The sequence below is a fragment of the Amycolatopsis sp. NPDC033938 genome, from assembly GCF_055575975.1.
On the sequence record NZ_JBVIRO010000013.1, the window covers coordinates 112606 to 136445 of the forward strand.

The 23840-nt window shown below is 69.3% G+C and carries 19 protein-coding genes; 12 read left to right on the top strand and 7 right to left on the bottom strand.

The window, feature by feature from the left end; translation table 11 throughout:
- Positions 1-200 precede the first annotated feature (200 nt).
- Both ACZ5ZX_RS28485 and ACZ5ZX_RS28490 read right to left on the bottom strand, forming a co-directional pair.
- Entirely contained in the window at positions 201-467 is a 267-nt protein-coding gene (locus tag ACZ5ZX_RS28485; protein ID WP_465505043.1) for a hypothetical protein, read from the bottom strand.
- Between the two features lie 113 nt (positions 468-580).
- The gene (locus ACZ5ZX_RS28490) at positions 581-1597 is read right to left on the bottom strand and encodes a CobW family GTP-binding protein (RefSeq protein ID WP_465505044.1); all 1017 of its coding nucleotides are present in this window, start codon (positions 1595-1597) and stop codon (positions 581-583) included.
- Positions 1598-1987: 390 nt separating this feature from the next.
- Between ACZ5ZX_RS28490 and ACZ5ZX_RS28495 the strand changes: the two genes are divergently transcribed.
- From ACZ5ZX_RS28495 to ACZ5ZX_RS28515, 5 genes are all read left to right on the top strand, one after another.
- Positions 1988-3196, top strand: coding sequence for a nitric oxide synthase oxygenase (locus ACZ5ZX_RS28495; protein WP_465505045.1), 1209 nt, complete (start codon positions 1988-1990; stop codon positions 3194-3196).
- A gap of 93 nt (positions 3197-3289) precedes the next feature.
- Positions 3290-3796: a flavodoxin domain-containing protein gene (locus ACZ5ZX_RS28500; RefSeq protein ID WP_465505046.1), complete on the top strand. Its 507-nt coding sequence runs from the start codon at positions 3290-3292 to the stop codon at positions 3794-3796.
- Positions 3797-3898: 102 nt separating this feature from the next.
- Positions 3899-4168: a DUF1905 domain-containing protein gene (locus ACZ5ZX_RS28505; protein WP_465505047.1), complete on the top strand. Its 270-nt coding sequence runs from the start codon at positions 3899-3901 to the stop codon at positions 4166-4168.
- Positions 4169-4636, top strand: coding sequence for a hypothetical protein (locus tag ACZ5ZX_RS28510; RefSeq protein WP_465505048.1), 468 nt, complete (start codon positions 4169-4171; stop codon positions 4634-4636).
- 89 nt (positions 4637-4725) lie between these two features.
- Positions 4726-6135, top strand: coding sequence for a DHA2 family efflux MFS transporter permease subunit (locus ACZ5ZX_RS28515; protein ID WP_465505049.1), 1410 nt, complete (start codon positions 4726-4728; stop codon positions 6133-6135).
- 321 nt (positions 6136-6456) lie between these two features.
- Here ACZ5ZX_RS28515 and ACZ5ZX_RS28520 read toward each other — a convergent pair whose 3' ends face one another.
- Complete coding sequence (locus tag ACZ5ZX_RS28520; protein WP_465505050.1) at positions 6457-7962, bottom strand: sialidase family protein; 1506 nt, start codon at positions 7960-7962, stop codon at positions 6457-6459.
- A gap of 178 nt (positions 7963-8140) precedes the next feature.
- On the opposite strand from ACZ5ZX_RS28520, the gene ACZ5ZX_RS28525 reads away from it, so the two are divergent.
- A complete protein-coding gene (locus ACZ5ZX_RS28525; RefSeq protein ID WP_465505051.1) occupies positions 8141-8752 on the top strand; it encodes a hypothetical protein in 612 nt (203 codons plus the stop codon).
- A gap of 48 nt (positions 8753-8800) precedes the next feature.
- The gene (locus ACZ5ZX_RS28530; protein WP_465505052.1) at positions 8801-9361 is read left to right on the top strand and encodes a hypothetical protein; all 561 of its coding nucleotides are present in this window, start codon (positions 8801-8803) and stop codon (positions 9359-9361) included.
- On the opposite strand, the gene ACZ5ZX_RS28535 is transcribed toward ACZ5ZX_RS28530, so the two are convergent.
- Both ACZ5ZX_RS28535 and ACZ5ZX_RS28540 read right to left on the bottom strand, forming a co-directional pair.
- On the bottom strand, positions 9333-10031 hold the full coding sequence (locus ACZ5ZX_RS28535; RefSeq protein ID WP_465505053.1) for a Crp/Fnr family transcriptional regulator: 699 nt from the start codon (positions 10029-10031) through the stop codon (positions 9333-9335). The two genes, ACZ5ZX_RS28530 and ACZ5ZX_RS28535, sit on opposite strands and share 29 nt — an antisense overlap.
- Before the next feature lie 50 nt (positions 10032-10081).
- Positions 10082-11506 carry an aminotransferase-like domain-containing protein gene (locus ACZ5ZX_RS28540; protein WP_465505054.1) on the bottom strand — a complete coding sequence of 475 codons (1425 nt, stop codon included), beginning with the start codon at positions 11504-11506 and terminating at the stop codon, positions 10082-10084.
- On the opposite strand from ACZ5ZX_RS28540, the gene ACZ5ZX_RS28545 reads away from it, so the two are divergent.
- Both ACZ5ZX_RS28545 and ACZ5ZX_RS28550 read left to right on the top strand, forming a co-directional pair.
- Entirely contained in the window at positions 11505-12401 is an 897-nt protein-coding gene (locus tag ACZ5ZX_RS28545) for a DMT family transporter (RefSeq protein ID WP_465505055.1), read from the top strand. The genes ACZ5ZX_RS28540 and ACZ5ZX_RS28545 overlap by 2 nt on opposite strands.
- Before the next feature lie 62 nt (positions 12402-12463).
- Entirely contained in the window at positions 12464-13639 is a 1176-nt protein-coding gene (locus ACZ5ZX_RS28550; RefSeq protein ID WP_465505056.1) for an MFS transporter, read from the top strand.
- On the opposite strand, the gene ACZ5ZX_RS28555 is transcribed toward ACZ5ZX_RS28550, so the two are convergent.
- Positions 13617-14609 carry a YeiH family protein gene (locus ACZ5ZX_RS28555; protein ID WP_465505057.1) on the bottom strand — a complete coding sequence of 331 codons (993 nt, stop codon included), beginning with the start codon at positions 14607-14609 and terminating at the stop codon, positions 13617-13619. The two genes, ACZ5ZX_RS28550 and ACZ5ZX_RS28555, sit on opposite strands and share 23 nt — an antisense overlap.
- 71 nt (positions 14610-14680) lie before the next feature.
- Between ACZ5ZX_RS28555 and ACZ5ZX_RS28560 the strand changes: the two genes are divergently transcribed.
- The 3 genes from ACZ5ZX_RS28560 to ACZ5ZX_RS28570 all read left to right on the top strand — a co-directional run bounded on the left by ACZ5ZX_RS28560 (position 14681) and on the right by ACZ5ZX_RS28570 (position 18008).
- Positions 14681-15589 carry a LysR family transcriptional regulator gene (locus tag ACZ5ZX_RS28560; RefSeq protein ID WP_465505058.1) on the top strand — a complete coding sequence of 303 codons (909 nt, stop codon included), beginning with the start codon at positions 14681-14683 and terminating at the stop codon, positions 15587-15589.
- 105 nt (positions 15590-15694) lie between these two features.
- Complete coding sequence (ctaD, locus tag ACZ5ZX_RS28565) at positions 15695-17464, top strand: aa3-type cytochrome oxidase subunit I (protein ID WP_465505059.1); 1770 nt, start codon at positions 15695-15697, stop codon at positions 17462-17464.
- A gap of 10 nt (positions 17465-17474) precedes the next feature.
- Positions 17475-18008 carry a bifunctional nuclease family protein gene (locus ACZ5ZX_RS28570; protein WP_465505060.1) on the top strand — a complete coding sequence of 178 codons (534 nt, stop codon included), beginning with the start codon at positions 17475-17477 and terminating at the stop codon, positions 18006-18008.
- An 81-nt stretch (positions 18009-18089) separates the two neighbouring features.
- Here the strand turns inward: ACZ5ZX_RS28570 and ACZ5ZX_RS28575 are convergent, their stop codons facing one another.
- Entirely contained in the window at positions 18090-23579 is a 5490-nt protein-coding gene (locus ACZ5ZX_RS28575) for an ATP-binding protein (RefSeq protein ID WP_465505061.1), read from the bottom strand.
- Positions 23580-23840 lie beyond the last annotated feature (261 nt).

Sequence of the window (23840 nt, forward strand, 5' to 3'; positions counted from 1 at the left end):
TTCGAGTCCCGTAGTGGGATATTCGGTGGGTTTTGGCGCCGGGGGGCTGTGGGCCAATGCCGTCACCCCCCCACGTGCCCCACCCCCGACCCCACGCGGAACCATGCATACCGCTCAAGTCGGACACCCCTCTGGCGGTCCGGACCCGCAGGAGGACATGCCATATTTGGCTTCCCCACCAATAGAGGACGAAACGCGTTCTAGAGCGGCAGGTCGAAGGCGAGTTGCGTATTCGCGGCGGGTTCGGCCTTGCGGGTGGACCGGTGGCCCGGCAGGGTCGCGGCACAACGGGGGCACGGAACGACGTCGGTGGTGGTGAGATCCACCGGAGTCCACAGGCGGGCTTCCTTGTCCCCGCAGGCGGAACGCCGGTAGCGCAGGTCTTCGGAGCGGGTCATCAGATGCGCGGCGGGAGAATCCTCCGGCAGCGCGCCGACCAGATACCAGCGTCCGGCGGTGTTCGTCATGGAACTGTCCTCCCGATACAGGTGGTCCAGCTCGAGATTCCTTCCGGGAATCAGTGTCAAGGAGACACGCGGCGATTCCCGGTATTTCGGCCTTTCGGCGTGTCAGGCCGGGTTCAGTCCTGGACGAACCGCAGGACGCGGAGCATTGCCCGCTCGTCGACGACGCCGGGATCGTCCGCGACGCACCCCTCGAGACGCGCGGTGACGGCCTCGGTGTCGATCCCCGAGCCGATCAGCACCAGTTCACTCCGGCGCGGCGAGCCGGACGGCCACGCCGACCGTTCCACCTGGATGAACGAACCCACCGTGTGCAGGCCGAACCGGGAGCGCGGGCCGTTCGGGCCGAAGTCGAGGAAGCCTTTGATCCGGTAGAGCCCACCGGGACGCTGTTCCAGGAAGTCCATCAGCCGTCGCGGGTCCAGCGGTCGCTCGGTGGTGAAGGCGACGCTGTCGTAGGCGGTGTGGAAGTGGTGCTCGTGGTCGTGCTCCTCCTCGCGGAGGTCGTCGAACGACAGCTGCCCCACCCGTTCGCGCGGCCGGGCGTCGAAGAACAGGGTGGGGTCGATCCGGCCGTGGGAGGTCGCGAGCACCGGCGTGCCGGGCGCGATCTCGTCGATCGTGCCGCGCAGCTTGGCCACGGCGTCTTCGTCGGCCCGGTCGATCTTGTTGAGCACGATCAGGTCGGCGAATCCGAGGTGCTCGTCCAGCTCCGGGTGGCGCCGCCTGGTCTGCTCGAACTCGGCCGCGTCGACGAGCTCGACCAGGCCGCCGTAGGCGATGGCGGGGTTCTCGCTGGCGATCATCAGCCGGATCAGATCACGCGGTTCGGCGAGTCCGCTGGCTTCGATCACGATGACGTCGATACCGGCCTCGGCCTCGGAAAGCTTGGCGAGCATGGCGTCGAGCCCGCTCGCGTCGACGGCGCAGCACAGGCAGCCGTTGCCGAACGACATCATCGTGTCGACCTGGCCGGAGACGGCCATCGCGTCCACCGCGATGCTCCCGAAGTCGTTGACCACGACGCCGATCCGCGCACCCTGGCGGTTGGCCAGCAGGTGATTGAGCAGGGTGGTCTTCCCGGAACCGAGGAAGCCCGCGACCAGGATGACCGGGATCCGCCTGTCGACCACGAGCTTCCTTTCCGTCGGAGGTCCCCGCACTCTAGCGACGGCGGGCGCGGGTCAATACACCGGTCCGTGGATAAAGCAGGAGGAGAAGCGGGTAAATGCACTCGAAAGAGTGATCGATGCTATCGGATGAAACGATCACAAAAGAGATCTTGACAATAGGTGATCATTTCACCGTCTGCAATTCGGTGAATCTTCCTCGAAGTCGCAAGCAATTCCAAATATTGTCGTCGGCAAGCTTTTCACCTGCGAAAACCGGTCCTTACATGGAGCTTCTGCCATTTGGTGGATAGTGTCGGTGTTTCTGTGGGGTATCGTCCTTCGTCTGGCCCGGACCCGGCCATCTCGTCGATCAGGCGTGATCCTCCGGGCATTTCCCGAAGTGCAGGAGGAATGGTGATCGTTCCCGCCGCCGGTGCCGGCGTCGAATTCGGAGAGTGGGAGGCCGAAGTAAAGACGGCCTCCATGCGGGTGACGGACATCCCCCGTTTGCCTCCGGAGGTGGCCTCGCGGGGACGCAGCGTGGACGTGGCCGAGGCGGAGCGCTTTCTCCGGCTCTTCCATACCGAAGAGGGCGGCGGGGAAGCGCGGCTGCGCGAGCGGCTCGACCGGGTCCGCGCCGAGATCCACGAGACCGGCACCTATCGCCACACCACGGCCGAAGTCGAGTTCGGCGCACGGGTGGCCTGGCGGAACTCCGCGCGCTGCATCGGCAGGCTGTACTGGCAGGGCTTGAAGGTGCGAGACCGTCGTGACGTCACCGGCGCGGCCGCCATCGCCGAGGAATGCGTCACCCATTTGCGTGAGGCGACCCGGGGCGGCCGGATCCGCTCGACCGTCACCGTGTTCGCGCCGGACGGTCCGGCCGGGCCCGGGCCGAAGATCCACAACGACCAGCTCATCCGGTACGCCGGTTATCGGCTCAGCGACGGCTCGGTGCTGGGCGATCCGCGCTACGCCGACTTCACCGAGTCCGTCCAGGCGCACGGTTGGCGCCCGCCCGAGCGCAAGGGCTCGTTCGACGTGCTCCCGCTGCTCATCGAATCCGAAGCGGGGGAGAGGCGCCTGTTCCGGCTGCCGTCGGACGCCGTGCTGGAGGTCCCGCTGTCGCATCCCGACCATCGGTGGTTCGCCGGCCTCGGGCTGCGCTGGCACGCGGTACCGGCGATCAGCAACATGCGCCTGGAGATCGGCGGGATCACCTACCCCGCCGCGCCGTTCAACGGCTGGTACCTCGGCACCGAGGTCGGCGCGCGCAACCTCGCCGACGCCGACCGCTACGACCTGCTGCCGGTGATCGCCGACCTGATGGGCCTTTCGACGGCGTCGGAGCGCACCCTGTGGCGCGACCGCGCACTGGTGGAACTGACGCTGGCTGTCCAGCATTCCTTCGACGCGGCGGGCGTGACCATCGCCGACCACCACACCGAATCGCGGCGGTTCCTCACCCATATCGCCAAGGAAGAACGCGCGGGCCGCCGTTGCCAGGCGGAGTGGAGCTGGATCGTCCCGCCCTTGTCCGGCGGGCAGACCGCGGTGTTCCACCGTTACTACGACGAACCCGACCCGGCCTTGAGACCGGCTTTCCTGCCACCGGGGTGAGTGACGCCCCCGACGGGTGAAGAGGTGAACCGAATGCGGCGTGTCGATGGGCCGGACGGCGGCACGGGTTGCGGCCGCGCGGACAATGGGGACATGACCGCAGTACTCGTCGCCCACGCCGGGCAATCGGGCGGGACAAGGGAGATCGCCGAGGTGATCGCCGCCGAGCTGCGGGAGATCGGCCTGACGGCCGATCTGCTGGACGCCGCCGAGGTCGAGGACGTCGAACCGTACGGCGCGGTGATCGTCGGGAGCGCGCTGTACCACCGGCGCTGGCGGCCGGAGGCGGTGCGCCTGCTCACCGAACACGAGGAAGCGCTCCGGAACCGCCCGGTGTGGCTGTTCCACAGCGGGCCGTGCGGGCCGCTCGCCGCGGGCAAACGGGTCAGCCTGCCCGCCGGGGTCGCCTTGCTCGCCGCGCGGATCGACGCCGAGCGCACGGCCACCTTCGGCGGCAGGCTCACCCCGGCCACCGCACGGGGCCTGTTCTGGAAGATCATGGCCGCGGGCCCCTGGGCGGGCGACTTCCGTGACTGGCCGTCGATCCGGACCTGGGCGCGCGACGTCGGCCGCCGCGTGCGTACCCGGGTCGCACTTTGAGTGTCTGTTGGTGAACCCGCGTCCGCGATAGCGGGGCCTTCGGCCGGGCCGGGTCGCACTTTGAAAGACGGTTTTGTCGGTGCCCTGTCGTATGGTGCCGCCATGGACAAACAGTTCACCGCGACACTGCTCAAGAGCCCGGAGAAGGGCGGCTGGACGTACGTGGTCATGCCCGGTTCCGCCGAGTTCTTCGGCACCAAGGGGCTGGTCAAGGTGCGCGGGACCATCGACGGGCATCCGTTCCGGAGTTCGTTCATGGCGCTGGGCGACGGCACCCACAAGCTCCCGGTGAAGGCCGACGTGCGCAAGGCGATCGGCAAGGAAGAGGGCGACACCGTGGACGTCGTCCTGCTCGAACGACTGGAGGGCTGAGTGGCCGCGGAATGGAAACCGTCCCCGGTCATCAAGATCTACGAGGCACTCGGCGCGGTGGCCGACGGGCGGGTCGAGGTCGAGGGTGACACGGCACGCGTCGCGTCGTCGGACAAGGCGAAGACCTACGACGTGCGCCACGATCCGGCCGCGGGGTCGATCACGGCCAACGACAACGGGTCGTACTGGCAGGGATATCTCGGCTACCCGGGCATCGCGTACCTGATGGAGCGCGGGGTGCTCACCTATGACCGCGACCTCGCCGCCGAACTGGCGGGCGTGCCGTGGAAGGAACTCGCCACCCGGTATCGCAACGACTGGGCGAAGGTCGAGAAGCACGTCCGCGACGAGTTGTCCGAACGTGGTGTGGACCTGGACCGGTTCGACGCCGGGCTCGCGGAAATCTCCAGTCAGCTGGAGAAATTGGCGCTCACCAAACTTTCCCCGCGGCTGCGTCCGCCGAAGTGACGCGGATGTTCTTCGCTTGACCTCAAGTTAGCTGGAGGTCTTAGCGTGAGCCGGGTCAAGCTCCCCGGGCACGTGAGGAGAACATCCCGATGGCTGTTTCGGTTGAACGGCGGGCGGAGGCGGCCCCGCCGCCGGACAAGGTTCCGGCCGAGGCCTGGCGGATGGCCTGGGTGATCGTGCTCGGCGCGTTCATGACCATGCTGGACACCACGGTCCTCGCGGTGGGCGCCGAGACGCTCACCCGTGAACTCGGCGCCGGAATCGCTTCCGTGCAATGGGTTTTCACCGCGTACCTGGTGGCGCTCGCGGTCGCGCTGCCGCTGTGCGGCTGGCTCAGCCGTCGGTTCGGCGCCGGCCGGGTCTGGCTGGTTTCGTTGGCGGCGTTCACCGTGGCTTCGGTGCTGTGCGCGCTCGCCGGGAACATCGGCTGGCTGATCGGGTTGCGCGTGCTGCAGGGCCTCGCCGCCGGACTGCTCCTGCCGGCCGGGCAAACGGTGCTCGGCCAGGCCGTCGGACCCGCCCGGCTCGGCCGGGTCATGGGAACGCTGGGCATCGTGATGAGCGTCGGCCCGACGTTCGGTCCCCTTCTCGGCGGTGTCCTGTTGCGCGCCCTGTCGTGGGAATGGTTGTTCCTGATCAACATCCCGGTCGGAGTGATCGCGCTGGTACTCGGGCTGCGCCTGGTTCCCCGTGGCGAGAAGGGTGCGGCGACGCGTCCCGACTGGCTCGGCTTCCTCCTGGTGACCGCGGCGATCCCGGCGTTGCTGTACGGGCTCACCACGTGGGGTGAGGGCGGCGAGCAATTCGGCGCGAGTGTGCTGGTGCCCCTCGTGGCAGGGGTCGTACTGCTGGCGCTGTTCGTCCGGCGCTCGTGGGGCCGCGAGAACCCGGTCATGGATCTGACCCTGTTCCGGAGCCGGGTCTACACCGCGGCCGCCGTCCTGTCCTTCTTCGCCGCACCGGCGTTGTTCGGCGCGCTTTTCCTGCTGCCGCTGTACTTTCAGGTCCTTGGCGGAAACGGCGTCGTCGAGACGGGACTGCTGCTGATGGGTCTCGGGGTCGGCACCGCGATCGCGCTGCCGATCTCCGGGCGGCTCACCGACCGCTACGGTGCGGGTCTCATCGCGGCATGGGGGAGTGTCGCGACACTCGCCACCACGGTTCCGTTCGCCATCGGCGGCTTCCCTCCGGACGGCGTCGTCGTGCAGATCCTGTTGCTGGCCAGGGGATTCGCCGTGGCCTTCCTGCTGATGCCCGCGACGACGGCCGGATACGCGGCCGTCACCAAGGAACAGATGCCCGACGCCGCCGCGCAGATCAACATCGTCAGCCGCGTCGGCGGCGCGGCGGGAACGGCGCTGTTCGCCGTCGTACTCGCGAACCTGCTGCCGTCGGGGACTGAGACGGCGTTCCGGGCGACGTTCTGGTGGCTCACCGCCTCCGCCGCGGTCGCGGTGGTGCTGGGAGCAAGGCTCTGGTGGGTCTCGCGTCGCGCTTGACCTCGTGAGTGGATGATGGGCCCCTTCCTTGCGCCTGGCGCAAGGAAGGGGCCCATCCTGTACCTGGGGAAGGTGTGAAGGTCGAGTTTCCTCGGCTGAGCCGAGGGAAGGGGGCCTTCACGCGCAGCCGCTGTGACTACTGGTGCTGGTGGTGTTGCTGAGGCCGCGGATGGCTCGCGTAGTCCGTGAAGGCCTCCTTCCCTCCCTTCAGGGTAGGCAAGGAGGCCTTCACGGACTTACGCGGCCACCTGACCGCCACCTTCAGTAGGCACCTAAGACCCCTTGGCCCCAACCATCATCACCACTTACGGGACCCGGTGCTCAGCCGCAGTGTTCCGACGGGCTGTTGTACGTGACGCCGCCCGCGGAACCGCCCCACCGGACGCATTTGTCCGCGGCGGAGGCGCGGACCGGACCGGCGAACCACGCGAACGAGCCGGAGTCGGTGATCCGGGACGCGCCCTGGACCTCGAGGTAGGCCGACGTCGCCGTCGCGGTGCCCGCGGCCGTGCTCTTCATCGTGCTGACACAGTTCTGCCCGTTGGAAGCGTTGTAGGACAGGTAAACCGTGCCCGCCGTCCCGAGTGGGGCCGAATCGATGACGCCGTATCCGCCGCCGCACACCGGGGCGCCGAGCGTCGTCTCGGTCACGGTCGAGAAGCGGATGGTTTCGTTGGCGTTGCCCGCCGGGCCCGCCTCGTACAGCACGCCGACCGAACCCGAGGACAGCTGGACCATGTCGGAGTACGCGGCGTCGCCGTTCCACACCAGCGTCCCGGCGGAGTTGCCCTGCCAGTTCGCGCCTTCGTCGAACGACGATCGCACGACGAGTTCCTTGCGGCGGTCGCAGACCGAGGGTGCGGCGAACAGGATCCGGTTGTACTTGCCCGCCTTGTCGGTCGCGGTCATCCGCGCGGTCGAGGCCTGCACGACCGGGGTGATCAGGTCCTCCTCGAAGGTGAATTTGGTGGAGAAGCTCGCCCCGCCGTCGGAACTGATGGCGTAGGCGCGGTTCCTCGCACCACCGCTGAGGCATTTGTCGTCGTTGTTGGCCTGGTTACGCGCCGCGGCGTAGATCCGGCCGTCGAGCAGTTCGGTGACGCTGATCTCCTGCGGGTTCAGCGCGGCCGACGTCGCCGGGGTGTCGGTGGCACCGCGCTTCCAGGTGATGCCCTGGTCGTCGCTGTAGACGAGCGCGCCGCTGTTCTTCCCGTCGATGGTGTAGCTCATCCCGGCGACGATCCGGCCGGCGTGCGCGCCGCGGGTCAGGACGATGCCGTGCGACGGGCCGGTCGCGAGCCATCCCGGCGCGGTGCTGAACCCGAGCTGGGTGGTGAGCACCTTGGGCGCGGTCCAGGTCTGGCCGTGGTCGTCGCTGATCGAAACACGCGGAATCCGGTTGCAGTCGGGATTCTTGACGCATTCCATCACCGACAGCAGTACGATCCGCCCGGTGGAGGGAATCACGATCGGCGTGGGATTTCCTTTGGTGTCACCGAAACCTTCGATGACGATCTTCGGCGCGCTCCAGGTCTTCCCGTTGTCGGTGGAGCGTTTCACGACGAGGTCGATGTCGCCGCTGTCGTTGCAGAAGCTGGCGCCGCCGTTGCGGCCTTCGGCGAACGCGAGCAGATCGCCGTTGTTCGCCTTGACCACGGCGGGGATTCTGAAACAGTCGTAACCTTCTGTTTTCTCTTTGTACACCACCGTGTTTCCGACGGCGGCCGTCGCGGTGGGAGCGGCGAGCGAGGTGGCCGGGATGGCGCCGACCGCCGCGATGGCGACGAGGGCCGCGAACAGGCCCTGTGCGACGCGAGTGATCTTCACGGGAGTGCTCCGTCCTGGATTCGATTCCGGGTGACGGGACAGCAGCGTCCCTCCCTGTCGTACAAGGCGCGTACAACCCGGTTTCGCGTTCTGTGTCAGGTGACGCAGAACGAGAGACCGTCTTCTGTCAAAGTTCCTTCAGCCGGCCACGGCGTGACATCGGAAAGGGGAGGGCCGAATGAAGGTGATCGATCCCGAGGGGCGTCAGTGGGAGATCATTCGCCGTTTCGCGCCGTGGCGCCGGTGGGTACAGCCCTTCGCGCTGCTCAAGGGCGGCTACCGGCACTACAAGATCACAGCGGACTGGACGCTGTATCTCAACGATTTGCCCAATGACCGCAAGGACAGTCGTGAAGGCGACGCGGGCGGCCCCGTGGAGAAGGCGGTCTACGGACTGCTGGGCGTGGTGGGGCTCCTGGAAGGGCTCGTCGAAGGCCTGTTCTATCTGCTCTTCGGGCTGGTGCTGGTGCCGGTTCGGCTGCTGGAGATGCTGGCGCAGGTCGTCGCGGGGACCGTCGCACAGGCCGTCCGGTGGTTCCGGAAGGCACCGGAGCGGGTCGATGTCGCCGGCTGGAACAAGGATCGGAACGGCCTTGTCTCGCTGACGATCCTGAAGGTCCACAGAGACCTCGCCGACCCGTTGGTCGCCGAACTGGGCGGCCTGTTCCGCGATCGCGTCATGTTCGACCCCGGCGATCCGGTCGTGCGCGAGGTGCTCACTCGCTTCGGTGCGCAGGTGGAGCGGCATCGCACCCTGCTCCGCCGCCGGACTCCCCGGGTCGCCGTATGACGACCGGCGATCTATGCCAGGATCCGGTCACCGGGAAGGGGGAGTGCGATGCGGGTGACCGATTCCGACGGCGGCGAGTGGCTGATCGTGCGCCGGTTCGCGCCGTGGCTGCGCCGGATCCGCCCGCTCGCCATCGTCACCGAGAGCGAGCGCTACCGGGAAGTGTCGTTCACCCGGCACCGGGGCCGGTCCGGCGCCGAAGAACGCCTGGGCTTCGAGGACTGGCTGATGCTGGGCTTCGCCGTCGGTCAGGCGGCCGGATTGGCGCTGATCCTGTCGCCGGTCATCCTCGCGGAACTCATCGCCTGGGCGGCGGCGGGCGGCTTCCTCTGGCTGGCGAGGCTCACCGGCCTGGTCCGCGCCAGGGTCGACCTCATCGCGCCGCCCCCGGCCGTGCGCAGCCTCGCGCCGGTGCGGGTGCTGCTGGTGCCGGGATCGGCCGCGGACAGGCTCATCCGCGAACTCGCGACGGTGATCGAGACCACGCCGGACTTCGATCCGGAGAACGAGCCACGCGTGCGGAAACTGTTCTCGGTGACCGGGGCACGCGTGGAGCGGCACTTCGGCCTGCCGTGGCGGCTCAGTGGTCGTCGGGCGCGAGCTGCCTGAGGTCGTTCAGGCTCCGGACGACCAGCCGCTGGCGGCCGGTGCTGAGCAGTCCGTCGGCGCGCAGGGTCCGCAGTGTCCGGGCGACCGCTTCCCGCGACGCGGACGCGAGACCGGCCAGGTCACGCTGGCTGATCCGCAACGCGATCAGGGTGCCGTCGGGGACGGGGACGCCGTAGCGCTCGGCGAGGTCGACCAGGATCGCGGCGATCCGCTCGGCGGCGGTGCTGTCGCCGAATTCGGTGCGACGCGAATTGGCGTAACGCAGCCGGGAGGTGATGATCCGGAGCAGGACCACGGAGATACCGGCGTGCCTGCGGAGCACGGAGTTGAACGACCGCGCGGACAGCCACAGCCCGGTGACCGGTTCGACGGCGACCGCCGTCGCCGACCGCAGGCTGCCGTCCATCGACGCCATCTCACCGATGATGTCGCCGGGGTCGCGCACGGCCAGCACGGCGTCGTAACCGCCGGTGGACACCGACGTGATCTTGACCCGTCCGGTCATCAGGATCAGCACCCAGTCCGACCGGTCACCCTCGCGGATGATCACCGTCCCGGCCGGGTACCGGCGCAGCTCGGCTTCGGCGCGCAGCGCCTTGCGCTCGACGTCGTCGAGCAGCTCCCAGAGCCTGCCGGGTGAATCGTGCGGCTCCGCCGCCGGCTGTGTCATGCCTTCTCGTCGCCTCCGTGGGCGATGGTACGAGCAGACCGCGCCGGGGGTTAACCGGGGAGCTCTTGGTACGCCTGGGAAAGGCGTCGGATACCGTCCCGAACCTGCGCGCCGGTCGCGGTGCTGACGTAGCTCAGGCGCAGATAGGGCCCCGGCGCCTCGGCCGCGAAGTAGAGCCTGCCGGGGGTGATCGCTACTCCGGCGCGGAAAGCGGCGCTGGTCAACGTCACTTCGTCGGCGGATCCGGGTAGCGGTTGCCACAGGTGATAGCCGCCGGTCGGGACCGGGACGGCGCGCCACGAGGGCAGGAACTCCCGCAATGCCGAGACGGCGACGTCGCGGCGTTCGCGCAACGCGGCGGCGAGCGTCCGCAGGTGGCGCGTCCAGGCGGGAGAACTCACCAGTTCCAGCGCGGTTTCCTGCAGTGGCCGGGGTACGAAGAAGCTCTCGACGGCGTGGAGTCCCCGCAGTCGCTCCAGTGCCGGGCCGCGGGCGGCCAGCGCGCTGATCCGCAGGCTCGGTGACGCGGGTTTCGTGAGCGACCGGATGTGCACCACGACGCCGTCGGGGTCGTCGGCCACGAGCGGTGGCGGAGGAGCCGGACTGCCGGGATGCGCCATCAGCCGCGCGAAATCGTCCTCGATGACGAAGGCGCCCGCGTCACGGGCGATCCGCAGGACCTCGGCCCGGCGTTCGGCGCACAGGACCGCGCCGGTCGGGTTCTGGAACGCGGGCTGGCAGACGAACAGCCGCGCGCCGGTGTCGCGGAAGGCGTCCGCGAGCAGTTCGGGCCGGACGCCGTCGCGGTCGATCGGCACCGGGACCGGCCGCAGCCCCGACGCCCTCGCGATGGCCAGCATCCCCGGGTAGGTCGGCGATTCCACCAGCACCGGCGCGCCGGGGGCACCGAGCGCGCGCAACGCGGTGGTCAGCGCGCTCTGCCCGCCCGCGGTGACCAGGACGTTTTCGACGTTGACCGGACTGCCGATGTCGCGGGCGAACCAGGCCCGCAGTTCGGGCAGACCGCAGATCGGCGGCCGGGTCCACGCGCCGGGGCGACGGCCGGCCCTTGCCGACGCCGCCGCGAGTTCCCGTTCCGGTTGCAGGCTGGGATGCGTGTAGCCGCCATTGAGGTCGATGACGCCCGACGGCGGATCGCTCAGCGCGGTGAGCACCCCGGTCGCGTCGATCGCGCGGAGACCGGACTGCGAACTCAGTGACACCTCCTGCCACGAGACATCCCCGGTCACCACCGACTCGCGACGCGGCGGGGCGCGGAAGACACCGGCGCCGGGGCGCGTGATCACCAGACCTTCCGAGACCAGCGCGGCGATGGCGCGCGACACCGTCACCGGGCTCACCTTCAGCTGCCGGACGAGCTCCCGGCTGGACGGGAGCTTTCCGTCGATCGGATAGCGCTCAAGCTCGGAACGCAGCTGTGTGACCAGGCTGGCGACGCTGCTACCATCGGACATGAGACTGGATGATAGCGCTATCGCAGATCGGGCAGTAGCGGTCCGCTCCGGGACCGTGCTGGCGGCGCTGGGTGTCTTCGCCTTCTCGTTCACGTTCCCCGCCACCGTCTGGACGCTCAAGGGTTTCGGCCCGTGGACCGCCACCGGGGCGCGGTGCGTCCTGGCGGCACTCGTCGCCGCCGCCTTTCTCCGCGCGTTCCGGGTCCCGCTGCCGAAGCGCGGACAATGGCGCGGTCTGGCCGTGGTCGCCATCGGCTGCGTCCTCGGGTTCCCGACCCTGACCACCCTCGCCCTCCAGACGTCGTCGACGGCGCATTCCGCGGTGGTGATCGGCATGCTGCCGATGGCCACCGCCATCGTCTCGTCGAGGCTCACCGGGCACCGGCCGTCCCGCCGGTTCTGGCTCGCCGCCGCGGTGGGCGCGCTCGCGGTGGTGGTGTTCACCGTGAGCCAGAGCGGTGGCGGACTGTCCACAGCGGACCTGTTCCTGTTCGCCGCGCTCGTGCTGTGCGCGTTCGGGTACGCCGAGGGCGGCAGGCTGGCCAGGGAAATGGCCGGCTGGCAGGTGATCGCCTGGGCGCTGGTCCTCGCGCTGCCGGTCACCGCCGCGCTCACGGTCTTCGGGTCGGTGACCGAACCGCTGCAGCTCGGCGGCGAGGCGATCATCGGCCTGGTGTACGTAGCGCTCATCTCTCAGTTCGGCGGATTCTTCGTCTGGTACCGGGGAATGGCCGAGATCGGGGTCGCGCGGGCGAGCCAGCTGCAGCTGGCGCAGCCGCTGCTGACCCTGGTCTGGGCGGTCCTGCTGCTCGGCGAGCACCTTCCGGCGGCCGCGCCGGTGACGGCGTTGATCGTGGTCGCCTGCATCGTGGTGACCCAGCGCTCGCGTAACTAGCTCCACAGCCACGTCGCGATTCCGCCAGACCGCGGTGTCCGCGCGGTGATGGGCTGGGGCCTATGACCGCCTCGACCCTCGACACCTCCGCCCGGACCCCGCTGAAGGGATGGCTCGCCGTCCTCGCGGTGACGCTGGGGATCTTCTCCCTCGTCACCACGGAGATCCTGCCGATCGGCCTCCTGACCCCGATCGGCGAGGACTTCCGGATCACGCCGGGGACGGCGGGCCTGACCATGACCCTGCCCGGCTTCCTCGCCGCGCTCGCCGCCCCGGCCGTCACCGTCGCCGCCGGGCGGATCGACCGGCGGGCGTTGTTGTGCGCCTTGATGGCGGTGCTGGCGCTGGCCGACGTCGTCGCGGCGACCGCGCAGGCCTACTGGGCGGTGTTGGTCTCCCGGATCCTGGTGGGGCTGGTGATCGGCGCGTTCTGGGCGATCGGTTCCGGGCTCGCCGCGCGGCTCGTCGGCCCCGGACGGGCGGGTACGGCGACCGCGGTGATCTTTTCGGCCGTGCCGCTCGGCTCGGTTCTCGGCGTGCCGGCGGGGACCTTCGTCGGTGAACTGTTCGGCTGGCGGGCGGCCTTCGCCATGATGGGCGTCTTCACCATCGGTGTCCTCGCCTTGCTCGCCGTGACGCTGCCTTCGCTGCCGCCGGTGGCTGCCACCCGCCTCCGCGTCCTGCGCGAGCTGACGCGCGAGCGGGCGACCCGGCTCGGCCTGCTCGTCACCCTGCTGGTCGTGCTCGCTCATTTCGGCACCTACACCTACGTCACGCCGCTTCTGCGGGAGGTGACCCGGGTGAGCCCGGAGCCGATCACCGTCTTCCTGCTCGTCTACGGCACCGCCGGGATCGCGGGCAATTTCGTCGCGGGGGCGGCGATCGCCCGCGATCTCCGGCTGACCTTCCTCGCCGCGGCGGGGTCGATCGGCGTGGCGACGTGTGCGCTGCCGCTCCTCGGGGAGTCCCCGGCAGGCGCGCTGGCGCTGCTGGTGCTCTGGGGTTTCGCCTACGGGGCGGTCCCGGTCTGCTCAGGCACGTGGTTCGCGAAGGCGGCCCCGCACGCTCCCGAGGCGGCGTCGGTGCTGTTCACCTCGTCGTTCCAAGCGACCCTCTCGGCGGGCGCGCTGCTGGGCGGATTCGTCGTCGACGCGGTGTCCGTCCCGGCGGTGATGCTCGCGGGCGGCGTCGTGGCGCTGCTCGCGGTGGCCGTGCTCAGCCGAGCACGGCCAGCGTGACCAGCGCGGTCGTCCCGACCAGCAGGGTGGAGAGCAGACCGAGCAGCAGGGCGCGGCCCCCGGTCCGGATCAGCGTGCCGATCCGGACCGCGCAGCCGAGGCCGAACAGCGCCGCGGCCAGCAGCAGCGTGCAGGCGACCTTGGCGACGTCGAGCGCGACGCCCGGCACGATCCCGGTGCTGCGCACGGCGGCCATCGCGAGGAAACCGATGACGAACAGCGGGACCAGCGGCGGACGCTTGCCGCCGTCGGCGGGGCGGTGGCGTTCGTGCACGCCGACCGCGGCGACCATCGGCGCCAGCAGGACCACCCGGCTGAGCTTGATCACGATGGCGACCGCGACGGCGGCGCTGCCCGCCGGCGTCGCCGCGGCGACGACCTGCGCGACTTCGTGCACGCTGAGCCCGGCCCATTCGCCGATACGGACCGCGTCGAGCCGCAGCCAGCCGCCGAGCAGCGGGACGGCCGCGATGGCGAGCCCGCCGTAGAAGGTGACCAGCGCGACCGCGGTCGCGACGTCGGAGTCCTCCCGTTCGACGACGCCTTCCATGGCGGCGATCGCCGACGCGCCACAGATCGAGAACCCGGTCGCGACCAGCATCGCCAGCCCGCGTGGCACGCCGATGAGCCTGCCGAGGCCGATCGTGCCGAGGAAAGTGACGCCCACCGTGAGCACGACGGCGAGCAGGGTGCCGGGGCCGAGCGCCAGCACCGACGGGAGCGAGAGCTGCAGACCCAACAGCACGACGCCGGCGCGAAGCAGTTTCTTGGTGACGCCGGAGATCGCCTTCCGGGTCTCGTCCGACAGCGCGGGCAGCGAGCCCGTGAGGATGCCGAGCACGACGGCGATGGTGAGCGCGCTGACGACCGGGACCGCGGTGCCGACCAGGTACGCGGCGGCCACTCCGGCGCCGGTGATGGCCAAAGCGGTCAAGTAGGGCTTGGTCGGTCTCGCGTGCGTGGTGCTCATGGTTCGAGCATCGCCGCGACGGGTCGGCCTCGGTAGCGGGGAATACGAGGGGTAGGTCATAGACTCCGGCTATGACCACACCCGATCTGGACTCCCTGCGCCTGCTGGTGCTCGTGGACGAGCTCGGCAGTATCGGGCAGGCCGCGGCCAGGCTCGGGATCGCACAGCCGTCGGCGAGCAAACGGCTGTCCACAGTGGAACGACGGCTCGGGCTGGTGCTGGTCGACCGCACCCGGCGCGGATCCGCGCTCACCCCCGACGGCCGGGTCATCGCGGGCTGGGCCCACCGCGTGCTCGCCGAACTCGACGGGCTCCTCGACGGTGCCGAAGCGTTGCGCACCCAGCACGAGGCGCAACTGCGTGTCGCCGCGAGCATGACGCTGGCCGAACACCTGGTACCGGGCTGGATCGGCGAACTCAAACGCGGGAATCCGGGGCTCTACCTCGGGTTGGAGGTCACGAACTCCGACCAGGCCGCCGAACTGGCCAGGGAGGGCAAGGTCGACCTCGGTTTCGTCGAGTCGCCCGGCGCGCTGCCCGGTCTTTCGGCCAAGCGGGTGGCCACCGATCGGCTGGTCCTCGTCGTGGCCGGAAGCCATCCCTGGGCGCGACGGCGACGGCCGCTGACCGCGGCCGAACTGGCGGTCACGCCGCTGGTGGTCCGCGAGCCGGGTTCCGGGACAAGGGAAACCGTGGACACCGCGTTGCGCAAGGCAGGCGTCGGCCCGGCGAAACCGTTGCTGGAGCTGGGATCCGCCTCCGCGGTCCGCAACGCCGTTGTCGCGGGCGCGGGACCGGCGGTGATCAGCGAACTCGACGTCGCGCGGGACGTCGCCGACCGCAGGCTCGTCCAGGTCGCGGTCGAGGGTGTCGATTTCGGCCGGGAACTGCGGGCGGTGTGGCCCGCCGGGCGGCGCCTCGCCGGACCGGCCGCCGCGCTGCTGGCGCTCGCCGTCCGGTCCCGGAGTACCCGCGGCTGAAGCGAACGGGCGAATCGGCCACCAGCTCTTGAAAAGCCGGTGTGTAGGGACTCTCCTGGAGGGGTACCAGCTGTCAGAAGGTGTGTCCTCGTGCTGGGAGTGGCCATGACCGCCGTGAAGACATCGCCCCGGCCGGAGGCCGTCCGCTTCGGCGGACGCCGTCGTGCCCCCAAGGGCAGCGTGTTCCTCAGCGTCATCCGCACCACCGACCACAAGACGATCGGCCTGCTCTACCTGTGCACCTCGTTCGGGTTCTTCCTCGCCGGCGGGTTCATGGCGCTGCTGATGCGCGGCGAACTGGGCAGGCCGGGTATGCAGTTCCTGTCGCAGGAGCAGTACAACCAGCTGTTCACCATGCACGGCCTCATCATGCTGCTGCTGTACGCGACACCGAACCTTTTCGCCTTCGCCAACTACATCCTGCCGCTGCAGATCGGGTCACCGGACGTCGCCTTCCCGAGACTGAACGCGTTCTCCTACTGGCTTTACCTCTTCGGCGGGCTGATGGTGCTCAGCTCGTTCGTCACGCCGAGCGGCGCGCCGGACTTCGGCTGGACGATGTACACGCCGCTCTCCAGCGCCGCGCACACGCCGGGTGTCGGCGCCGATCTGGTGATCATGGGCCTGATCGTCTCCGGGCTCGGGACGATCCTCGGCGCGGTCAACATGGTCACCACGATCCTCTGCCTGCGCGCGCCGGGGATGACCATGTGGCGGTTGCCGCTGTTCACCTGGAACATCCTGTTCACCACGATCCTGATCCTGGCGGTCTTCCCGATCCTCACCGCGGCGCTGTTCGGGCTGGAAGCGGACAGACGGCTCGGCGCGCACGTCTTCGATCCGGCCAACGGCGGGGCGATCCTGTTTCAGCACCTGTTCTGGTTCTTCGGCCATCCCGAGGTGTACATCGTCGCGTTGCCGTATTTCGGCATCATCACCGAGATCGTCCCGGTGTTCAGCCGGAAACCGCTGTTCGGCTACAAACTCATGGTGTTCGCGACGATCGGGATCACTGCGCTGTCCTTCGCAGTCTGGGCACATCACATGTTCGCCACCGGCGCGGTGCTGCTGCCGTTCTTCTCCTTCATGACCTTCCTCATCGCGGTGCCGACCGGGATCAAGTTCTTCAACTGGATCGGCACCATGTGGAAGGGGCAGCTGACCTTCGAATCACCGATGCTGTGGTCGATCGGGTTCATGGTGACGTTCCTGCTCGGCGGGCTGACCGGGATCATCCTCGCCGCGCCGCCCTTGGACTTCCACATCCACGACACCTATTTCGTGGTGGCGCATTTCCACTACGTGCTGTTCGGCACGATCGTGTTCGCCACATTCGCCGGGATCTACTTCTGGTTCCCCAAGATGACCGGACGCCTGCTCGACGAGCGGCTCGCGAAACTGCATTTCTGGACCACCTTCATCGGTTTCCACACGACGTTCCTGGTCCAGCACTGGCTCGGTAACCAGGGCATGCCGCGCCGCTACGCCGACTACCTGAGCACCGACGGTTTCACCTTGCTGCACACCATTTCCACCATCGGCGCGTTCCTGCTCGGCGCGTCGGTGCTGCCGTTCCTCTGGAACGTCGTCCGCAGCTACCGGTTCGGGGAAGTCGTCGAGGTCGACGACCCGTGGGGACACGGGAATTCCCTGGAGTGGGCGACGACCTGCCCGCCTCCCCGGCACAACTTCTTCGACCTGCCGAGGATCCGGTCCGAACGGCCGGCGTTCGAACTGCACTATCCGCATATGATCCCGCGGCTGCGCGCCGAGGGCCATACGACCCCGTTCCAGCGCCGCGACCAGCCCGCACCCTCGGAAGTGGTGGCGGACAAGGCGTTGGCGGACGACGACACCGGCTCACCGAAGGAATGAGGTACCGCGCATGATCCCGATGGACGTCGAGGGGATGGCAGTCCTGGCTCCGGAAGCCGCACCGGTGATGCTGCTGCGCGAGCGGGAGGGCGAACGCCGCTGGCTGGCGATCACGATCGGCGGGCCCGAGGCGAGCGCGGTGGCGCTCGCGCAGGAGAAGATCCAGTTGCCGCGCCCCGGCACGATCGAACTGATCGGCCAGGTGGTGGAATCGTTCGGGCACCACGTCACCGGCGTCGAGGTCACCGCGCTGCGCGACGGGATCTTCTTCGCGGACCTCGTGCTCGACTCCGATATCCGCATTTCGGCCCGGCCGAGCGACGCGGTCGCGATCGGGTTGCGCGCCGGTGTCGGGATCAAGGTGGCCGACTCGGTACTGGAGGTGGCTTCGGTGCGGGTCGAGATCGTGGGATCCGGGCCCGACGCCGAACTGCCGACGGTGCCGTCCGATCCGGTCGAGCAGGAACGGGAAGTGGAGGAGTTCCGGGCGGCGTTGGACAAGATCGTGCCCGAGGACTTCGGGGACCTGCCTCCCGCTGACTAGCCCCTCCGGCGACGCCATGAAAGGTCCTTTCCTTGCAAAATTTGCAAGGAAAGGACCTTTCATGGCGCGTTAGGGGGAGGGCTAGCGCTTCGCCAGGCCCCGTTCGATCGCCTCGATGATACGCGGCCGCATCTCGGCCGGGCTGATGATCGCGTCCACCGAACCGACCTTCACCGCGCGTTCGATGCTGTGCACGCCGTCGAACTCGGCGGCGACCGCGCCCAGTTTCTCGGACCGCACCGACGACTGGACCTCGGCCAGTTCCGCGGCCAGCGCGGCACGTTCGGCGCCGGTCGCCCCGCTGAGCTTCTCGGTCAGCGACCGCACCCGCTGATCCGCCGCGGTCCGCGCGTTGACCTCACCGGCGAACACGACCGCCGCGGCGGGCGCGCCACCGAGCACGGAGGCGAACGAACCCTCCAGCGCCAGCACCGTCATGTTCGGGTTCAGCGCCTTCGAGAAGACCACGAAAGCGCCACCGTGGTACCGCGAGATCACGCAGAACACGATCGGGCCCTCGAAGTTGACGATCGCCCTGCCGATCTCCGCGCCGTACTCCAGCTGCAGTTTCCGCATCGACTCCGGCGAGCCGTCGAAGCCGGACAGGTTCGCCAGCACCACCAGCGGCCGGTTCCCGCTGGCCGCGTTGATCGCCCGCGCCGCCTTCTTCGACGACCGCGGGAACAGCGTGCCCGCGGTGTAGGTGTCCGGGCCGTCGGTGGGCGGGAAGCCGCGGCGCGGCACCGAACGCGACTCGATACCGAGCAGGCAGACCGGCCGCCCGCCGAGGTGCACGTCCTGTACGGCCGCGGTCTCCGCGTCGGCCATCCCCGGCCAGCGTTCCAGCACCGGGTGGTCCTGGTCCGACAGCGCGCGCATCACGGTGCGGATGTCGAACGGCTTCTTGCGGTCGGGGTTGGCCTCACGCGAGAAGATCTGGCCGACCGTGGTGAAGTCGCTGTCCACGGCCGCGTGCGGGAACGACGAGATGTCCCGGTCGATCGGGTCGCTCGTGACCGCCTTGCGCGGACCGGACTCCTCCGGTGCCACGTAGGTGTGGTCGTAGTGCGCCATCAGCACGTCGCGGGCCGCGGCGAGGTTCGGCGCCCAGTACTGCGCCTGGCCGTTCGGGCCCATGACACGGTCGTAGCCGCCGATGCCGAAGTTGTCCTCTGCCGAGACACCACCGGAGAAGTCGAGCGACTGCTTGCCGGTCAGCACCATCGCGGAATCCGGCGTCATCACCAGGATGCCCTTGGTGTGCATGAGCATCGTCGCTTCGGCGTTCCAGTACGGCTGGGCGCCGACGTTGATCCCCGCCACCACGATGTTGATCTCGCCACCGTCCTGGGTGAAGTTCACGATCCGCTTGAGCGCGGCCGCGACCCAGTCCATGTTCTCGGTACCGGACTCCATCGAGATCCGGGCACCGGCCGAGAGCGCGTACCACTCCAGCGGGACCCGCATCCGCTCGGCGAGGTCCAGTGCCGCGATCACCCGCGAGCACTCCGGCTCCGACAGCGCGCCGAGCGCCTTCGTCGGATCGCCGAGCAGCACCACCCGTTTGACACCCTCCGGGTACCGCTCGGTCGGCGTGGTGACCACACCGGCGACGATCGCCGCCTTGTTCCGTCCCATCGGCCGTTCGACGGGGACGAGGGTGTTGCTGTCGTCCATGTCGTACTCGGTGAACGAACCGAGCATCTTGGTCAGCTCGTACGGGTACACCGTGTCGCGGCGCCGGGCGCGCAGGACGTTCTGGTGGTAGTCGTCGAGCGGCAGGATCGGCCCGGTGGTGGGCTCGGACAGGGTCATCTGCACGCCGCCGCTGACGTCGTAGCCGATCCGCACCGCGACCTCGGTGACCTCACCGGTCGCGCGGTCGCGCTGCCTGCCGAGGAACTGGACCTCTTCGAGACCCGCGCCCGCCGTCGACGGCTGCACGCGCTGCGCGACCGTGTTCAGCTCCTCGCCGGTGAGGTCACTGGTCGGCCACACGTAGAGCATGATCCGGTTGGTGTCGAAGCGCTTCTTCGGCGGAAGCTTCGCCTGAACTTCCCGGATCGCGTCGAGGCAACCGGCCAGGGTGCCTTCGACCGCGGGCAGCGCCAGCAGTTTGCCGTCGTTGTCCCGCAACGGGGTCAGGTCGCGGACCTGGGCGAGCGCGACCAGGCGCTGGTCCGCCGGGTTCATCGGCGCCACGCACTTGAACAGGTAGACGTCCTCGTCACCGGACGGCAGCCGCGTGAGGTCGAAGTTCGCCAGCCGCTGCAACTGCATCCGCTGGGCGATCAGCGGGTGCAGCCCGCGGATGAGCCGTTCCTCGCTGAAGCCGGTCGAGGACGGGCGGAAGGTGAAGTGGTGGTGCATCACCGCGCCGCTGTGCCCGGCGACCGTGGTGGTGATGCGCCGGATCCGGCTCGGCAGCGACTCGGCCGTGAGGACCTCGCGCAGTCCGGCGGCCATCGCGTCGTCGTCGGCCGACTCGTCGTCCCAGGTCAGATAGAGATCCGCCTCGACGTCGGTGTCGGCGGGCAGTCCGGCGGCGAGATCGGCGACGGCCTTGATCGCCCCGGGCAGCCCGGCGCGGTCGACGGCGGTGGTGGCCATGTGGAACCGCTCGCCGTCGTCGGCGTAGTCACCGGTGACGAAGGTGCAGTCGCCGACGGTGACCTGCCCGACGCCGGTGAGCGCGCGGTTGCCGTAGTAGCGACGGCTCAGCACTTCGAGCAGCGGGGTGTGGTCGGTGCCGGGGCGCCCGATCCGCTGCCCGAGCAGGCGGACCAGCGGTTGCGCACTGGCCTGCATGCTCGCGATCCGCTCGGCGCGGTCCGGCGAGTCCGGGTGCCGGTCGAGGTGGCGCAGGTGTTTGCGGACCTCGCTGTAGACCTCGGCGCGGGTGCGGCGCAGCAGCGGCTGGGCGAACCAGCGGAACACCACGCTGCGCGCGAGGTCACTGACCACCGGGAAGCGGACCTGGGTGGCGGCGATGAGCTGCTCCAGCGCCTTGCCCGCCGGTTCGCGCATCGCCTCGAACGGCTGCGCCTCGGTGAGCCACTGCCGCAGCAGGGCGGTGACGATCGCGACGTCGGAAGCGGCCCGCTGCTGGGCGAGGAAGATGCGGAAGACCGCCTCCTCCAGCTCCGGCGTCCGCTCCAGCTCCTTGACGCCGTAATGCGCCAGTACCTTCTTGAGCTTGTTCTGGAACGACTCCGACAGACCGGCGCGTTCGACGTCGAGGCTCTGCAGATAGGTGTGGAAGAACTCGCGGGCGCTGTGCACCCGGGTGTCGGTCTTGGTCTCCTCACCCGCCGGCTTGTTGCGGATCAGCTCGGAGAGGTCGGCGAACACGGTCAGCAGTTCGACCTCGCCCTCCAGCGGGCGGTCGCCGTTGTCCTCGACTTCGGCACGGGCGGCCAGATACGCGCTGAGGGTGCGGCGCTCGTCGTGCGGGTCGACGTCGAAGCCGAGCAGGAGACTGCGCAGATCCTGCTGTCCCCGCGCGATCCGCTGCGGCGTCGACGCGCTGTCCGGCTCCACGGGCAGCTCGATCTCGACGCTGCCGGTGTCCTCGACGACCTCGGCGCCCTCTTCCGCCAGCGGCTCGAGCCGCAGCAGCGGCGCGCCTGTCTCGACCTGGCTGCCGACCGAGACAACGCACTCGCGCAGCTTCGCGCGGAACGGCGCGCGGAGCACTGTCTCCATCTTCATGCTTTCCAGCACCAGCACCGGTGCGCCCGCCTCGACCTCCGCGCCGACCTCGAGCGGTGTCGCGACGACGAGCGCGGGTGCGGGGGAGCGGACGACGCCGCCCTCGTCGCGGCTGACGCGGTGGGTGACGCCGTCGACCTCGACCAGGTGGATCGGCCCGTGCGTGCCGGTGACCAGGCGGAAACGGGTGCCGTTGACGGTGATCTGGCCGGTGTGCTCGTCGAAGCGGTCGACCTCGACGTCGGCGGCGTGGATTTCGCCGCCGCCCGCGGAGACGCCGACGCGGAACCGGCGGTGGCCGATCCTGGCCACGCTCACCCGGTACGCGGCGCCGCGCAGCTTGAGGTCGAGCGGGCGGCCGCTCTCATGCTGGACCTGGGGACGGCCACCGTGCGCGGTGGAGAGAAGTCGTTGGCGCTCAACGGCTTCTTCGTCCTCGTAGGCCTCGATCGCGGCGGCCGCGAGCGCGATCGCCGAATGGCGGTGGGTGACCAGCTTGCCCTCGCCGCGGACGCGGTCGATCCAGCCGGTGTCGGCGCTGCCGTCGATCACCTCGGGCTGGTCGAGCAGGTCGAGGACGAAGCTCTTGTTGGTCGCGCCGCCCTCGATGATGACCGTGGTCTGCGCCATCGCGCGGCGCAGACGGCCGAGTGCCTCGTCGCGGTCGCGGCCGTAGGCGATGATCTTCGCGATCATCGAGTCGAAGTCGGCCGGGATCGTGTCGCCTTCGCTGACCCCGGTGTCGACGCGGATGCCGGGGCCCGCGGGCAGGTCCAGGCGCGCGATGCGGCCGGGAGAAGGGGCGAAGTCGCGGTCGGGGTCCTCGGCGTTGAGCCGCGCCTCGACAGCGTGACCGGCTTCGGCGGGCTGGAGACCTTCGAGTTTGCCGCCGGACGCGACGTGCAGCTGGGCCTTGACCAGGTCCATGCCGGTGGTCAGCTCGGTGATCGGATGCTCGACCTGCAGGCGGGTGTTGACCTCCAGGAAGGCGAACAGCTTGTCGCCAGGGTGGTAGAGGAACTCGACCGTGCCGGCGCCGCGGTAGCCGACAGCGAGCGCGAGCCGCTCGGCTGACCGCTTGAGCTCGTCGGCCTGCTCGGGGTTCAGCACCGGGGAGGCGGACTCTTCGATGATCTTCTGGTTGCGGCGCTGCACCGAACAGTCGCGGACGCCGAGCGCCCACGCGGTGCCCTGGCCGTCGGCGATGACCTGGACCTCGACGTGCCGGGCGCCGGTGACCAGGCGCTCCAGGAACACGACACCACTGCCGAAGGCGCGCTCCGCCTCCAGGCTGGTGCGCTCGTAGGCGTCCTTGAGTTCGTCGGCCGAGGTGATGACGCGGATACCGCGGCCGCCACCGCCCGCGGTCGCCTTGAGCATCAGCGGGTAGCCGATCTCGTCGGCGGCCTTGATGGCGGCGTCGAGATCCGCGACGGCGCCGCGGCTCCACGGGGCGACCGGAACGCCGACCTCTTCGGCGATCAGCTTCGCGCCGATCTTGTCACCGAGCTTGCGCATCGCGTCCGGGCTCGGGCCGATGAAGGTGACGCCCAGCCGCTCACACAGCTCGGCGAAGGCCGGATCCTCGGCCACGAAACCCCAGCCGACCCAAGCCGAGTCGGCCCCGGTCTCGGTCAGCGCCCGTTCCAGCACGGCGAAGTCCAGATAGGGACGCGCCGAGGCGGGACCCAGGTTGTAGCTGATGTCGGCTTCCCGCACGAACGTCGCCGACCGGTCCGCATCCGTGTAGAGAGCGACGGTCTCGATCCGCTGTCCGGTCTCCGCCGAAAGCTCGCGGACGGCATGGATGAGCCGCATCGCGGCTTCTCCGCGGTTGACGATGGCGACACGACTGAACACCGACTGAGCCTCCCAAAGTACGCAGCACAACAGGCGACATCCCGCCGGATCACGCGCGGGACAGTCACCTGTACCTGCTTACAGCCTGCCTCTTACCGGCCGGTACGAGAATGTCGTCGGTGGCGCATGCCGAGGGCCCGGTCTTGTAGGAACCCGCCAAAAAGTGTCCTGGAACACCTCGGCGAGGGGGCGAATGAGGTGATGAAGTGGACAATCGCGGGCTGAGCTCGGTGGCCGGGGTGCGTGAGGTGTCACCAGGTG

Excerpts from the sequence above, each read along its gene's own strand:
- ACZ5ZX_RS28485 (WP_465505043.1), bottom strand. The coding sequence starts at position 467 with ATGACGAACACCGCCGGACGCTGGTATCTGGTCGGCGCGCTGCCGGAG.
- ACZ5ZX_RS28495 (WP_465505045.1), top strand. The coding sequence starts at position 1,988 with ATGGTGATCGTTCCCGCCGCCGGTGCCGGCGTCGAATTCGGAGAGTGG.
- ACZ5ZX_RS28500 (WP_465505046.1), top strand. The coding sequence starts at position 3,290 with ATGACCGCAGTACTCGTCGCCCACGCCGGGCAATCGGGCGGGACAAGG.
- ACZ5ZX_RS28505 (WP_465505047.1), top strand. The coding sequence starts at position 3,899 with ATGGACAAACAGTTCACCGCGACACTGCTCAAGAGCCCGGAGAAGGGC.
- ACZ5ZX_RS28515 (WP_465505049.1), top strand. The coding sequence starts at position 4,726 with ATGGCTGTTTCGGTTGAACGGCGGGCGGAGGCGGCCCCGCCGCCGGAC.
- ACZ5ZX_RS28525 (WP_465505051.1), top strand. The coding sequence starts at position 8,141 with ATGAAGGTGATCGATCCCGAGGGGCGTCAGTGGGAGATCATTCGCCGT.
- ACZ5ZX_RS28530 (WP_465505052.1), top strand. The coding sequence starts at position 8,801 with ATGCGGGTGACCGATTCCGACGGCGGCGAGTGGCTGATCGTGCGCCGG.
- ACZ5ZX_RS28535 (WP_465505053.1), bottom strand. The coding sequence starts at position 10,031 with ATGACACAGCCGGCGGCGGAGCCGCACGATTCACCCGGCAGGCTCTGG.
- ACZ5ZX_RS28545 (WP_465505055.1), top strand. The coding sequence starts at position 11,505 with ATGAGACTGGATGATAGCGCTATCGCAGATCGGGCAGTAGCGGTCCGC.
- ACZ5ZX_RS28540 (WP_465505054.1), bottom strand. The coding sequence starts at position 11,506 with ATGTCCGATGGTAGCAGCGTCGCCAGCCTGGTCACACAGCTGCGTTCC.
- ACZ5ZX_RS28550 (WP_465505056.1), top strand. The coding sequence starts at position 12,464 with ATGACCGCCTCGACCCTCGACACCTCCGCCCGGACCCCGCTGAAGGGA.
- ACZ5ZX_RS28555 (WP_465505057.1), bottom strand. The coding sequence starts at position 14,609 with ATGAGCACCACGCACGCGAGACCGACCAAGCCCTACTTGACCGCTTTG.
- ACZ5ZX_RS28560 (WP_465505058.1), top strand. The coding sequence starts at position 14,681 with ATGACCACACCCGATCTGGACTCCCTGCGCCTGCTGGTGCTCGTGGAC.
- ctaD (WP_465505059.1), top strand. The coding sequence starts at position 15,695 with ATGACCGCCGTGAAGACATCGCCCCGGCCGGAGGCCGTCCGCTTCGGC.
- ACZ5ZX_RS28570 (WP_465505060.1), top strand. The coding sequence starts at position 17,475 with ATGATCCCGATGGACGTCGAGGGGATGGCAGTCCTGGCTCCGGAAGCC.